Source organism: Methylococcus sp. EFPC2, assembly GCF_016925495.1.
Taxonomy (GTDB): Bacteria; Pseudomonadota; Gammaproteobacteria; order Methylococcales; family Methylococcaceae; genus EFPC2.
Window position 1 is genome coordinate 2,707,761 of sequence record NZ_CP070491.1, and the last position, 13,624, is coordinate 2,721,384.

Consider the following 13,624-nt stretch of genomic DNA (forward strand, 5'->3'; position numbering starts at 1 on the left):
TCTACTCCAGCTCCTTGCGCAGCCTTTCATTGTTCAAATGAAAGGCGCCCGCCACCACCACCCGCTCGCCGGCCTTGAGGCCATCCAGCACGGGGCGCTGCGAGCCTTCCGCCTCGCCCAAGCGAACCGCGCGCAGGGCGAATTTTTGCGGCGCGATTTCCACGAAGACGTAGTCCTTGTCTTCTTCCCGCACCACCGCGCCGTCCGGCACGACCAGGGTCTGGGCGCCCTGCTTTTGAATCAACAAGGTCGCCAGCATTTGCGGCTTGAGTGAGCGCACCGGGTTGGGTATGTCCATGCGCACGGTGACGGTCCGCGTCTCGGGATCGACGATGTCGGCCACGTAGATCAGCTTGCCGCGCACATTCTGCCCCGGCAGGGCCGGGATCTCGGCTTCCGCCTCGTCGCCGGTGTGGGCCCATTGCGCCTGCTGTTCGGGCACCTCGGCCACCAGCCAGACATGGGAAAGATCGGCGACGGTGTAGAGCGCGTCCGACGGCTGGGTCACCTGGCCCAGGTTGACGTTGCGTTCGATGACCACTCCGTCGATGCTGGCCGTCACGGGCGAGTAGGAGCGCAGGGTGCGCTCCCGGGCCAGCCGCTTCAGGTCGCCTTCCGACATGCCCAGCACGCGGAGCCGATCCTCCGCCGCGTGCATATCCACCTCGGCTTCGTTCAACACACCCTCGCGCTCCTGCAATTCGGCGGCGGCGATCACGTCGCTCTCCAGCAGGCGGCGGGCACGCTGCACCGCCAGGCGGCGCAGATTCACCTGGGAACACGCCTTCAGATAGTCCGATTGCGCCATACCCAGCTCGGTGCTGTTGAGCATGGCCAACACGTCGCCCTTGCGTACGGGCTGGCCGAGAAAGGCCCGGATGTCGGTGAGGCGCCCGCTGACCGTGGCGCCGATGCGCGCCACCCGTTTTTGGTCCAGTTCCACGCGGGCGGGCAGGCGCAGCGAATCGCGCACCTCGGCCTGGCCTATGGCCTGTATCTTGATCAAGCCCGACAAGGCTGGCGTCGCATCGACCGTGCGGGGCGTTTCAGCGACAGCATCAGGCAGGTTTAAGAGCGAAATGCCGACCAACACGGCGGCCAAACGCGTAATACGGAACACCGTCATGGTTGTTTATCCTTCAAATCCGCGGCGGTGAGCCGCTCCAGGTCGATCAAGGCGCCCTGGCGGTCGAAACGGGCGTTGAGATAGTCGTTGCGCACCGAACGGTAGGTGCGCTGGGCGTCCAAATAATCGAGTATGCCCCGCTCCCCCAGACGGTAAGCCGCTTCGGCCACCTTCAAGGCATTCTCCGCCTGTTTCATCAGGCCGGATTCGAAGGTTTCCACCTGGCGATGGGCGATGCGGTAACGGTTGTAGGCATTTTCCAGTTCGCGCAAGACCGTCAGCTCCTGCTGGCTGGCCTGAGCTTCGGACTGCTTCAGATCGGCCTGGGCTTCTCCTATGGGCCCCTGGCGCTGGTTCCACAGAGGCAAAGGCAGGGAGAAGCCGATACGGTATTGTTCCAGGCCAGGATCGCGCTCCGCGCCCGCCCTCAAAGTCAGTTGCGGGTAGCGCAGCTTTTCTTCCAGGCGCAGTTTGGCTTGGGCTTTTTCCACCTCGGCGCGGGCGTAATGCAGGGCCGGCTGGGTGCTCAGCACCGTCTCGCGCAGGGTTTCGAGGCCGGGCAGGCTGACGGGCGCTTCGGGCAACTCGCCGACGGCGTCGAACTGCGCCGGCAGCGCGGAACCGAACAGGGCGCGCAAGGCCGATTTCGCATCATCCACCCGCACGCCTGCGCTTTCTCGCAGCTTCACCGCGTTCAACCATTCCGCATCGGCCTTCACCGTCTCGTAGCGGGCGGCCTCGCCGATCTCCACCTTGAGTTTGACCTTGTCGCGGATCGCACCCAGCAGGCGTTCGTTGTCCTCGGCCAGCGCCAGTTCCGCCTGGCGCCGGAGTATGTCGTAGAACGCCAGCCGGGCCTGGGCGCGAACCGCCAGCCAGACTGCGCGGTTGGCCTCATCGGCCGAGACGATGCCGGCGTCGGCGACCTTGCGCCGGGCCTCGCGCACGAAGGGAAGATCCAGGGGCTGGGACAGATAGAGCAATTCGTTGTCGCCGTTCAGGGCGCCCTGCCCTATGCCGGTCGACGAACCGCCGCCGACCTCGATTTCCGGATTCGGATAAGCCTTGGCGGTGACCAGGGCGGCCTGTGCCGACTCCCGCCGGGCCTCCGCTCCGGCCAACGCCGGGTTCTTGCCTTCCAGCAAGCCCAGGGTCTGAACGAGGGTCAGAGGCTCGGCCCTGACCACTCCCCATCCCGACAAAACCAGGGACAGGCAAAAAACTGATATTCGATGCCTGAGAGTACGGGACGGTTTTCCCGCGAGTTCCTTCATTAGATATTCCCAACCATTCTTGATTATAGGATTTAAGCGATTCAAATGTTATATAGGAGCCCGATCTTACTACCGCCACCTTTCAAAGACCTGACAACCTCTCAGGCTTACAATCGAGCGAGTTGCGCGTCGTGCAACCGCCTCAAGCCCAACTGGGCCAGCATGGATCCCAACAGAGCCAGCGCCATGTCGCTCTGGGTATCCCAGGCATAACCCTGGGTGCCGAGAAAGGCCTCCGAACTGCCGCCTGCGACGACGGCCACCCACCATTCGATCATTTCGTAGAAAGCGCTGACCGCCAGGCACACGCAACTCACCAGAAAGAACAACCAGCCCCGGCCATTCACCGCCGAAAAACGCAGCAGCACCTCACGCACCGCGATCGCGGGCACGAATCCCTGGAAGAAATGCGCGAATTTGTCGAAGTTGTTGCGGCCATGGTCGAAATAGCCGTTGATCCACTCGAAGACCGGAACGTGGGCATAGGTGTAATGCCCGCCGACCATGAGGACCAGGCATTCGAACAGAATCAGCCAGTAGGCCAGAGGAGTCAGCGGAAAACTCCGCCGGGTCGCAGCCAATAGTACGAAGCCGATCAGCGCCGGCAACACTTCCAGAAACCAGGTCAGGTAGTCGTGAGGACTCAGCCCCGACCACAGCAATACGCCGAAAAACAAGGCCACCCAAGTTCTGTTCATTCCAGCCTTTCCCCGCTGATTTTTTCTCGACAAACCGCTAAAACCGGCGCGACGATTGTAGCGCCCGTCAGTTTGGAGTGCGCTCATGTTGCCGACATTCTCGATCATGGAAAAAGCCGTCGCGGCCTCGTTGATCGCGGCCGCGGCCGTCGTCGCTTATCTATTGCTCGGCGTACATGAGGCCGACGAGGATTGGGAGGCGTTCAAAGCCGCCCACCATTGCATCGACGTGGGCGTAGAATCCGGCAGCAACCGGGGAGGCTGGCGCTGCGACGACGGGAAGGTCCATCACCGCTGGCGCCAGCAGAAATAGGCTGGAATCACATCGGCCGGATGGAGCCGATGGCCGGTTCTATGCCCAGCCGGCGCAGTTGCGCCGCGGCGCGCCGACTGCCGGTGCGAGTCCAGTTATCGTAGATCCGTAGCACGTCTTGCGGCGCGCGCAGACTGGTCTGATCGCTCACTTCGCCCAACACGTCGACGAAGGGCTGAAACTTCGCCGCCAACTCGCCGAACACCCGCGCGGGCGCGCCGCCCAGGCTTTCCGAGAGGAAGGCATAAGCGCTGCCGCCCATGGCGATGTAATAGTCCATGCCCACCACCTTGCGGGTGAGGCTGGCGGAAAACATGCCCGCGACCATCAGGGCTACGTCGCCCAGGCGCTTCAGTGCCTGATGGCGTACGCTGCGACTTTCCGCCTGAACCGCATCGGCATAGCACAAGGCCAAGGGTTTGATGCCCACGCCATCGGCGGTGCACTCGAATAGTGCATCGGAGCGCGTGAACTGGGCGAGTAACTCGACCAGATAAAACGCCGCTTCTTCCGACGCCTCGACCCGTTGATGAACGATGGCATGCGTAACGGTTTGCTTAAAATAATCCCGCACATCGCGCGCGGCCTGCAGAGCGGTGGATGAAGCGCGGTCCGATTCGACTTGAGACGACATGGCACGATCCTCCGGTAAGGGTGAGCGGCACGCGGGTGTTAAGCCCTTATGCCGGGAAAATTTGTATACAAATTTTTATCAGCACATCCTGTGCCGCTTCCCTAGCTGAGAATTCCGCAATCCGGGCCGGATTCCACGAGTTTGCTTACCGAATGCAAGGCTGATCGCACATCAGGCGAGATCGCCAATAAATTGACGGCTACACCGCGCGCCATCCACGGCCAATCGTCTACGCGACGTGAAACGGGCGCCGACGCCGAGGATCTCACCCACTCCGCCTTTCGACCGGCTCGACAAAGCTTATCGGCTTAGCGCCCTCCGCTGGAATGGCTCAAGCCCGAACCATTAAGACGCCGGAAGAAGCTGGAATGCAATGAGCCCTATCAAACTCCCCGCACGAGTCCGCAAAGCCTTTGAAGGTGCGATCGCTCGGCTGAGTGTTCTCCGTCGACCGTAGCCTGCCCAACCTGCCCCTTGCCGTCGGTTTTCCCGCTCTTGCAGTCAGGGGCGGCAATATTTTGCCGTCGAAAGGGCTGCATTCCGGCCCTGTTGAAGGCGCCGAATCGCTGCAAGCCGCGCGGCTCTTGACTTTCGCAAAATGGCACGCTTGTTGGATGGATGGTCAGCGAGACTGCCGGGCGATGAGTATCCCGTGGTCACCCCGATGCTCCAGTTCCGCCTATGAGGCGATCGGGTGTTGAGCGCGTCTCCGGCACAAAGAAATCAAATCCACTGTTAGGAGATGTGTCATGGCGCAAGTCATCAATACCAATATCGCGTCGATCAACGCGCAACGGAATTTGTACAAGTCGAGCATGGGTCAGCAAACGGCCATGCAACGGCTTTCTTCGGGCTTGCGCATCAACAGTGCCAAGGACGACGCGGCCGGTTTAGCCATCGCCGATCGCATGACCTCTCAGATCAGAGGCGTGACCCAGGCCGCTCGTAACGCCAACGACGGCATTTCCGTCTCGCAGGTGGCAGAAGGCGCGCTGGGCGAAATCACCAACTCGCTGCAACGCATGCGCGAACTCTCCGTGCAGGCGGCCAACGACACCAACACCGCCAGCGACCGCGCCTCCATCCAGAAGGAAGTCTCCCAGCTGCAGGCGGAAATCAACCGCGTCGTCGAACAAACCCAGTTCAACGGCAAGAACGTCATCGACGGCACCTTCACCAACCAGCAGTTCCAGGTGGGCGCTTATGCCAACCAGACCATCAGCGTCTCCATCGGCAGCGCCAAGGGCACGCAGATCGGCTCCAATACGGCGAACTCGACCGCTCATGTGGGCGGCCTCTTGACGGCCGCGGCCGACGTCAGCGGAGGCAATAATGTGGTGGCCCAGGCCCTGACCGTCAGCGGCCCCTCGGGCAGCGCGACCATACCCAACACCACCATCACCGCCGGTTCCACCGCCAAGGGCATCGCCGATGCGGTCAACAACGTCTCCCCGAGCACCGGCGTCACCGCCAGCGCCACCACCACGGCCACCATAGCCTCGCTGGGTAGTGCCGGAACGGTCAGCTTCACCCTGTACGGTGAAAGCAGCGCTGCAATCAGCGTCGCGGTGGCCAGCAATACCGACCTGGGCAGCCTCGCGAGCGCCATCAACGACAAGACCGGAGCGACCGGCATCACCGCCGCGCTGAGCGCCGACAAGGCGTCGATCACTCTCACCCAGTCCTCCGGTTACGACATCAAGATTCAGGACTTCAATAACACCGGCGCGACCAAAACGGTGAGCGTGGCTGGCACTACACTCACCGGCGGCGCAGGCACCGACAGCCTGGTGGTGGGCGGCCAGGTCGAATTCAGTGGACCGAGTGCCTTTTCCGTGACGAGTGACGACGCCACCAACACGGTGCTGGGCGCGGCCAGCGTGTCGAGTTCGTTGTCCTCGGTGAGTTCCATCTCGGTGGGCACCCAGTCGGGCGCCAACTCGGCCCTGAAGATCATCGACGGCGCGCTGCAATTCATCGACGACCTGCGCGCCACCCTGGGCGCGGTCACCAACCGCTTTAGTTCGGCCATCAGCAGTTTGCAGTCGACCTCGGAGAACGTCAGCGCGGCGCGCAGCCGCATCCAGGACGCCGATTTCGCTGCGGAAACGGCGGAACTGAGCCGCACGCAGATATTGCAGCAAGCCGGCACCGCCATGCTGTCCCAGGCAAACGCGTCTCTCCAGAATGTACTCTCGCTGTTGAAGTAATAAAGGCAGGAGCCGGGACTCATAACAGGTCATGGCGATCGCGCCATGGCCTGTTTCCACTCGCGCCTACCTAGGAGGCTGCAAGACCGATGGGACTGCGGGGCCGGATGCCGCTAAAGTTCCACGTCGCCGTACCGATACAGGGTTCGAGACCAAATCGAGTGATGCGGAATCACCGGTTCGTAAACCTTAAACCTGTAGCTATCCAAGGAGATGTGTCATGGCACAAGTCATCAACACCAATGTTTCCTCCCTTAACGCGCAACGCCAGTTATTCAAATCGGGCATGGCTCAGCAAACGGCAATGCAGCGGCTTTCCTCGGGCTTGCGCATCAACAGCGCCAAGGACGACGCAGCCGGCCTCGCCATCGCGGACCGCATGACCTCTCAGATCAAGGGCCTCACCCAGGCGACCCGCAACGCCAACGACGGCATTTCCGTCGCGCAGACGGCCGAAGGCGCGCTGGGCGAAATCACCAGCAGCCTGCAACGCATGCGCGAGCTTTCCGTGCAGGCGGCCAACGACACCAACACCGCCAGCGACCGCGCCTCCATCCAGAAGGAAGTCTCCCAGCTGCAGGCGGAAATCAACCGCGTCGTCGAACAAACCCAGTTCAACGGCAAGAACGTCATCGACGGCACCTTCACCAACCAGCAGTTCCAGGTGGGCGCTTACGCCAACCAGACCATCAGCGTGTCCATCGCCAGCGCCAAGGGCACGCAGATCGGCTCCAACGCGGCGGCGTCCAAAACCAATGTGGGCACCGCCTTGACAGCCGCGACAACCATCGCCGGAGGCAACGGTGTTGCGGCCCAGGCCCTGACCGTCAGCGGCCCCTCGGGCAGCGCGACCATACCCAACACCACCATCACCGCCGGTTCCACCGCCAAGGGCATCGCCGATGCGGTCAACAATGTCTCGACGACCACCGGCGTCACCGCCAGCGCCACCACCACAGCCACCATAGCCTCGCTGGGTAGTGCCGGAACGGTCAGCTTCACCCTGTCCGGTGAAAGCAACGCCAGCATCAGCGTCGCGGTGGCCAGCACTACCGATCTGGGCAGCCTCGCGAGCGCCATCAACGACAAGACCGGAGCGACCGGCATCACCGCCGCACTGAGCGCCGACAAGGCGTCCATCACCCTCACCCAGTCCTCCGGTTACGACATCAAGATTCAGGACTTTGATAACACCGGCGCGACCAAAACGGTGAGCGTGGCTGGCACTACACTCACCGGCGGCGGCGGCGTAAATACCGATAGCATAGTGGTGGGCGGCAAGGTCGAATTCAGCGCACCGAGTGGATTCACCGTAACGAGTGACGACGCCACCAACACGGTGCTGGGCGCAGCCAGCGTGCCGAGTACGCTGTCCTCGGTGAGCTCCATCTCGGTGGGCACCCAATCGGGCGCCAATACCGCCTTGAAGGTGATCGACGGCGCGCTGCAATTCATCGACGACCTGCGCGCCACCCTGGGTGCCATCACCAACCGCTTCGGTTCGGCGATCAGCAGCATGCAGACCACCTCGGAAAACGTCAGCGCGGCGCGCAGCCGTATCCAGGATACCGACTTCGCGGCGGAAACGGCGGAACTGAGCCGCACGCAGATATTGCAGCAGGCCGGCACCGCCATGCTATCCCAGGCCAATGCGGCGACCCAGAATGTATTGACGCTCCTGCGCTAATACATAAACCCCCTTGCGGCGGCGAGCTTTTCGCCGCCGCGTCTCTGTGATTAGGAGGGTTTTATGACTACCGCGAATGTGATTAACGGTAATCTGCCGCCCAATACGACTTTCTTGCAGCGGACCGCAGTTCCTCAGCCCGGACTTGAAACCGGCGGCACTGTTATCAACGCCGCTGGACAAGCTGCCGCATCAGCCGCAACGAATGCCGAATCATCCGACCCTGCTCAGCTTGGTGGAAAGCCGGATCAGCAACAGGTGGCCGATGCGGTCAAGGACATGAACAAATTCCTGCAGATGGTGCGCAGGACGCTGGTCTTCACCGTGGACGAGGACAGCGGACGCACGGTGGTACAGATCAAGGACGCAGACACCGACCAGGTAATAAGGCAGATTCCCCCGGAAAACATGCTGACGATTGCCAAGCAGATTGATAAATTCAAGGGACTTTTATTCGAGGAGAAAGCCTAGCCCCAGCCTTTCTCCCTAGCGGTTTTAACAGCAAATGAACGAGGTGCGTCATGGCCAGCGTCATATCATCGATGGGCTTGGGATCGGGCATCGACATCAATAGCCTGGTCACCAACCTGGTGAATGCCGAACAGGCGCCCGTTACCCAAAAGTTGAACAAAAGGGAGGCCGCCGACCAGGCAAAACTCACTGCGTTCGGCACCATCAAGGGTGCGCTTGCGGACTTTCGCAGCAGCCTGGCGGGGCTCTCCAAACTCGGCAATACCAATCAGCGCACCGCGACGTCCAGCGATACCAGCTCCGTGACGGTAACGGCCGACAGCAATGCCGATCTCGGCAATTACCGGCTCGAAGTCAAGCAGTTGGCGCAAGGCCATGCCGTTGCCAGCACCCCGTTCGCTACCGTTAATGCGCCGGTGGGCACGGGGACCCTGACCATCAAGTTAGGCACCTATCAGACCGAACCGTCCCCCACCTTCGTCCAGAACCCCGACAAGGGAACCCTGTCGCTCACGATCGACAGCTCGAATAACACCTTGAGCGGAATCAGGGATGCGATCAACAAGGCCGATGCGGGCATTAGCGCCGCCATCGTCTATAACGGCTCCGGCTATCAGTTGGTGCTTAACTCGGAGGACGGCGGCGTCAAGAACGCCATGCAGATCACGGGCATTGCGGGTCTTCAATACACTTCCGGCACAGTTGCCGGAGACACGATGACGCAAACCCAGGCGGCTAAGGATGCCATCGTCAGCATCAACGGATTGGATGTGCACAGCACCAGCAATACGGTGAGCAATGCACTGAAAGGCGTGACTCTGAATTTGCTGAAGGCCGAGGCTCCCAACACCCAAACCCTGGTCAATGTCGATATAAGCCAGGGGAGCGCCGATAGCTTCACCAAGCCATTGCAAGACTTTGTCAAAAGCTACAACGACTTGTACGCCGCGGTGAAGAGTGTCGCGAGCTACAACGCGGCGACCAAAACGGCCGGCCCCCTGCTCGGTGATTCCGTGGTGCAAGGTGCCATGGCCATGGTGCGCTCGCAGTTGACCCAGCCGGTCTCCGGCTTGACAGGATCCATCAGGAGCCTGGTCGATATCGGCCTGCGCACTCAGGCCGACGGTACCTTGAGCCTGGACACCACAAAGCTGAAGCAGGCCGTCTCGACCGATCGGGATAGTGTGGCGGCAGTCTTCGCGGTGCTCGGCAGGCCCGGCAATACCGGCGTTCAATACACCGACGCCACCAGCGCCACCAAAACCGGAAGCTATGCCGTCAATGTGACCCATGCCGCGACACAAGGCTTTTTAACCGGAAATGCCCTGGCCGCGCCATTTCCCTTGGTGCTTACGGGTGCCGGCAACGATAACACTTTCAGCATCAGCGTCGATGGCGTGAATTCCGACCCCATCGCCTTAACGCCAAACACTTATGCGAATGGTGACGCCCTGGCGACGGAAATCCAAGCCCGCATCAATGGCGACAGCAAGCTACGAACCGCGAACGTATCGGTCAGCGTCGCCTTGGACGCTGGCAACCATTTGGTCATCACTTCCAAAAGCTTCGGGTCGAGTTCGAATGTGTCGGTTACCCAGGCTAATTCGGCCCTAGGGCTCACCGTAGGTTCGGGCAGTACAGCGGGAAGCGACATCGCCGGGACAATCGGCGGACTCGAGGCGGAAGGCAAGGGTCAGCAATTATCCGCCATCAGTGGCGACGCGAGCGGTCTCAAACTGCTTATCGGCGACAATACGGCCGGCGATAAAGGAGCCGTGAGTTTCTCCAGGGGGCTCACCGAGCGGCTGGACAAAGCCTTGGGCAGTATTTTGAATACGAACGGCTCGGTGAGCGCACGTCTCAACGGCTTGCAGAAGGATCTGGACCGCATCCAGAGCGACCGGGACAAACTGGCGGAACGGATGAGCCAGTTGCAGAGGCGTTTGATCAAGCAATTCACCGCCATGGATTCGCTGGTCGGACAGCTTCAGTCCACGGGGAGTTATCTTGCGCAACAACTGAGTAACCTGCCCAACAGCAACTCAAGTAACTAAGCCCAACGCCGCTAAGATGACTGGAAGGAACACAGAACCCGGAGAACGATCATGAGTCCGTCGCGCCATGCACTGAATGAATACAGACAAACCACCATCGACGCCGGTGCGGCTTATGCCGATCCCCATACCCTGATTACGATGCTATTTGGCGGTCTGCAGGAAAGATTGGCCATCGCCAAAGGCGCCATGCTGAGACAAGACTGGGGAAAAAAAGGCGAGGCTATCGGCAAAGCCATAGACATAGTGGCTTACCTGCAAGCCTGTCTCGATAAGGAAAAAGGCGGCGAACTTGCGGAAAACCTGGACGCCCTATACGACTATATCGTCAAGTGTCTGCTGGCAGCCAGCACCCAAAACATGCCGGAATCTATCGACGAAGTCAGCGGTTTGGTCAGGGAAATCGAACAAGCTTGGGCGGCCATACGCGAAGTGGCCAATAAGCATGAAGCGCCTGCGACCATGGGCCTGCGAGCATGACACCTGACAGAACAGCGCTCGCCGAACGTGCGCTGGCGCTCGGCAAAGAGCTGCTGGACCTGGCCGCACGAGGCGAGTGGGACGTCCTCCAAGGCAAACTCCAGGAGCGTGACGCTATGATCGTCGCGCTCTTTTCGGGATTGGAGGATACTTCAACTATTACTGCCGAATGGATTGATATTCTGCGGGAAATTCAGGCGGGTAATAACCGTTTATTGAATCTGAGTATTCAGCACCGCAACCTGATCGCCAAAGAGCTGTCCTCATTCAGGAAAGCACAAAAAGCGCAATCCGCCTATTCCACTATTTCCGGGGAAGAATGATCCGCATCTAGTCCCGCGGCCGGACGAGCAGGCGACAGAGTTCCCTTTACGCCTTGTGCAGTATCCACTCCAAAACCATCTTGGTGCCGAAATAAGCCAGCATCAGAGCCGCAAACCCCCCCAAGGTCCAACGGATCGCGGTCTGCCCGCGCCAGCCCCGCTGGAATCTCCCCCACAAGACGACGGCAAATATCAGCCATGCGGTAATGGAAAGCACGGTCTTGTGCACCAGATGCTGAGCGAACAGATCTTCCAGAAAGACGAAGCCACTCAGCAATGACAAGCTGAGCAACAGAAACCCCGCTCCGATCAGTTGGAACAGCAACTTTTCCATGGTCTGCAAGGGCGGGAGCGATTTGACGAAACCTGTGGCGTGATGCCGATGCAAGTTCCAATCCTGGAATGCCACCAGCAAGGCCTGGAGCGCGGCGATATTCAAGAAACTGTAGGCCAGCATCGATGCCAAGATATGTACGTTCATCTGCCAGGCGTGGACCTTGAGCGTGTGCGCTTCTTCCGGCAAGACGATTTTGAGCAGCGCAATCGCGCTGGCCAGCGGAAAAATAATCACACCCAGTTTGTCTACCGGCCGAACCAAGGCCGTCAGCAGAAACAGCAGGACGATGCCGAGGGCCGCGAGCGACGACGCGCTCATAAAACTGAAATTGACCGCACCTGCCCGGTCGCACATTCCGAGCAGACTGGACAGATGCAGACCGGCCGCCACCCACCCCAAAGCCAGCAGGGGCAAGCGCTTGCCCAGGGATGAGGGCATCAGGATGAAGTCGGTACGCGAGGAACGCACCAGAACAAACGTCGCGGCGATATAAGCCACTACGGCGGACCAGCCGAAATATAAGGGATTCATGATACGGAGCTTGCCCTCGCAAGCGAAATGAAGCAACCGTTGGTTCGAGTGATACCCCCTGCCGAACGCGAATACGGCCGTCACACCACTGGGGGGCTAAGAACTCAATGCCTTGGAATTCTTCGGGTTGCGGAAAACCAAAGGCACCGGCTCGGCGGAGTTATCCTCCGCCGCTGCGCGGGCCGAGGCGATGGCCTCCAACACCCGGTCGCGCTGCGGTGAAAGACTACAGACCGGATCGGTATTTGTCATGTCCCCGGTCAGCAAATAAGCCTGGCAGCGGCACCCGCCGAAGTCCTTGACCTTCTCGGGACAGGAGCGGCACGGCTCCTTCATCCAGTCGTAGCCGCGGAACTTGTTGAAAGCTTCCGAGTGCAACCAAATGTCGCTGACGCTGAACTCTCGCACGTTGGGGCAGTTCAAGCCCGGTAATTCGCGGGCCGAATGGCAGGGTAAGGCGGTACCGTCCGGGGCGATGGTCAGGAAGGTGGTGCCCCAGCCGTTCATGCAGGCCTTCGGGCGATCCTCGAAGAAATCTGGTACCACGTAGTAAATCTTCATCCTGCCTTGCAGCTTTTCCTTGTACTCCTGGGCGATGGCCTCAGCCGTTTCGAACTGCTCCTTGGTCGGCATGAGTCGGTCGCGATTGAGATGAGCCCAGCCGTAGTATTGCGTGTTGGCCAACTCCAGATAGTCGGCCTCCAACTCGATCGCCATTTCCAGAATGTCGCGCATCTGGTGGATGTTTTGGCGGTGTATGACCACGCACAGCACCATGGGATAGCCGTGCTTCTTGATCAAATGGGCGACTTCCTTTTTGTGCTCGTAGGAGACGGTGCCGGCGAGCTGATCGTTGAGCGCCTTGTCCGGCGACTGGATGCTGATCTGGATATGATCGAGGCCGGCTTCCTTCAACTCGACGATCTTGTCCTCGGTCATACCGTAGCCGGACGAGATCAGGTTGCTGTAGTAACCGAGCTGGCGGGCGTGTCTGACCAGGACGGGCAGATCCGGCCGGGTCAGCGGTTCGCCGCCCGAAAAGCCCAGTTGCACGGCCCCCATGGCGCGGGCTTGAGACAATACCCGCAACCAGTCGTCGGTGCTCAACTCGTCCTTGTGACGGGCGAAATCGATGGGATTGGAACAATAGGGGCACTGGAGCGGGCAACTGTAGGTCAGCTCCGCCAGCAACCAGCGCGGGGGCGTAATTCTAATACTGCCTGATCCAGCCGTTTCCAAGCGCAACCTCCAGAAAGCCGTAAATATCGTTCTTCAGACCCGACTGTTCGAATTTTCGTTCCAGCTCCTCGACGATGCCGTCCGCCGTGTGCGCGCCATCGCACAGCTTCAGGATTTCGGCGGACGGCAGATTCAACTCGACCATGCCCTCCGGGTAGAGGATCACGTGCTTTTGCTGGGCGTCCTCCCACTGCAAGCGGTGCAAAGGCGAAAAAGCCAGGGTTTTCAGAGGGTCCAGGCTCATCGC

At 60.4% G+C, this 13,624-nt stretch carries 14 protein-coding genes; 7 read left to right on the forward strand and 7 right to left on the reverse strand.

Features of this window, described 5'->3' with window-relative positions; genetic code table 11:
- Position 1 precedes the first annotated feature (1 nt).
- The 3 genes from JWZ97_RS11435 to JWZ97_RS11445 all read right to left on the reverse strand — a co-directional run bounded on the left by JWZ97_RS11435 (position 2) and on the right by JWZ97_RS11445 (position 3,098).
- Positions 2–1,126, reverse strand: a complete 1,125-nt coding sequence (locus tag JWZ97_RS11435) for an efflux RND transporter periplasmic adaptor subunit (RefSeq protein ID WP_205429127.1) — start codon at positions 1,124–1,126, stop codon at positions 2–4.
- The gene (locus tag JWZ97_RS11440) at positions 1,123–2,400 is read right to left on the reverse strand and encodes a TolC family protein (RefSeq protein ID WP_205429130.1); all 1,278 of its coding nucleotides are present in this window, start codon (positions 2,398–2,400) and stop codon (positions 1,123–1,125) included. The genes JWZ97_RS11435 and JWZ97_RS11440 overlap by 4 nt, the downstream gene beginning before the upstream one ends.
- 107 nt (positions 2,401–2,507) lie before the next feature.
- Positions 2,508–3,098, reverse strand: coding sequence for a DUF2238 domain-containing protein (locus tag JWZ97_RS11445; protein WP_205429132.1), 591 nt, complete (start codon positions 3,096–3,098; stop codon positions 2,508–2,510).
- Positions 3,099–3,183: 85 nt separating this feature from the next.
- Between JWZ97_RS11445 and JWZ97_RS11450 the strand changes: the two genes are divergently transcribed.
- On the forward strand, positions 3,184–3,411 hold the full coding sequence (locus tag JWZ97_RS11450) for a hypothetical protein (protein WP_205429141.1): 228 nt from the start codon (positions 3,184–3,186) through the stop codon (positions 3,409–3,411).
- Between the two features lie 7 nt (positions 3,412–3,418).
- On the opposite strand, the gene JWZ97_RS11455 is transcribed toward JWZ97_RS11450, so the two are convergent.
- Positions 3,419–4,045, reverse strand: a complete 627-nt coding sequence (locus JWZ97_RS11455) for a hypothetical protein (protein ID WP_205429143.1) — start codon at positions 4,043–4,045, stop codon at positions 3,419–3,421.
- A gap of 749 nt (positions 4,046–4,794) precedes the next feature.
- Here JWZ97_RS11455 and JWZ97_RS11460 point away from each other — a divergent pair.
- The 6 genes from JWZ97_RS11460 (at position 4,795) to JWZ97_RS11485 (ending at position 11,270) form a co-directional block, all read left to right on the forward strand.
- Complete coding sequence (locus JWZ97_RS11460) at positions 4,795–6,255, forward strand: flagellin (protein WP_205429145.1); 1,461 nt, start codon at positions 4,795–4,797, stop codon at positions 6,253–6,255.
- 220 nt (positions 6,256–6,475) lie between these two features.
- Positions 6,476–7,942 (forward strand): flagellin, encoded by a 1,467-nt coding sequence (locus JWZ97_RS20245; protein ID WP_205429147.1) that lies wholly within the window; start codon positions 6,476–6,478, stop codon positions 7,940–7,942.
- A 63-nt stretch (positions 7,943–8,005) separates the two neighbouring features.
- Positions 8,006–8,413, forward strand: coding sequence for a flagellar protein FlaG (locus JWZ97_RS11470; RefSeq protein WP_205429149.1), 408 nt, complete (start codon positions 8,006–8,008; stop codon positions 8,411–8,413).
- A gap of 50 nt (positions 8,414–8,463) precedes the next feature.
- Positions 8,464–10,467, forward strand: coding sequence for a flagellar filament capping protein FliD (gene fliD, locus JWZ97_RS11475; protein WP_205429157.1), 2,004 nt, complete (start codon positions 8,464–8,466; stop codon positions 10,465–10,467).
- 51 nt (positions 10,468–10,518) lie between these two features.
- Positions 10,519–10,947 carry a flagellar export chaperone FliS gene (gene fliS, locus JWZ97_RS11480; RefSeq protein WP_205429159.1) on the forward strand — a complete coding sequence of 143 codons (429 nt, stop codon included), beginning with the start codon at positions 10,519–10,521 and terminating at the stop codon, positions 10,945–10,947.
- A complete protein-coding gene (locus tag JWZ97_RS11485; protein WP_205429160.1) occupies positions 10,944–11,270 on the forward strand; it encodes a flagellar protein FliT in 327 nt (108 codons plus the stop codon). Before fliS ends, JWZ97_RS11485 begins: the two co-directional genes overlap by 4 nt.
- Before the next feature lie 46 nt (positions 11,271–11,316).
- Here JWZ97_RS11485 and JWZ97_RS11490 read toward each other — a convergent pair whose 3' ends face one another.
- The 3 genes from JWZ97_RS11490 to pqqD all read right to left on the reverse strand — a co-directional run bounded on the left by JWZ97_RS11490 (position 11,317) and on the right by pqqD (position 13,621).
- Positions 11,317–12,138, reverse strand: coding sequence for an inner membrane protein YpjD (locus tag JWZ97_RS11490; protein WP_205429169.1), 822 nt, complete (start codon positions 12,136–12,138; stop codon positions 11,317–11,319).
- Between the two features lie 96 nt (positions 12,139–12,234).
- A complete protein-coding gene (gene pqqE, locus JWZ97_RS11495; RefSeq protein ID WP_240342326.1) occupies positions 12,235–13,377 on the reverse strand; it encodes a pyrroloquinoline quinone biosynthesis protein PqqE in 1,143 nt (380 codons plus the stop codon).
- Positions 13,349–13,621: a pyrroloquinoline quinone biosynthesis peptide chaperone PqqD gene (gene pqqD / locus JWZ97_RS11500; protein WP_205429171.1), complete on the reverse strand. Its 273-nt coding sequence runs from the start codon at positions 13,619–13,621 to the stop codon at positions 13,349–13,351. Before pqqD ends, pqqE begins: the two co-directional genes overlap by 29 nt.
- Between the last annotated feature and the right edge of the window lie 3 nt (positions 13,622–13,624).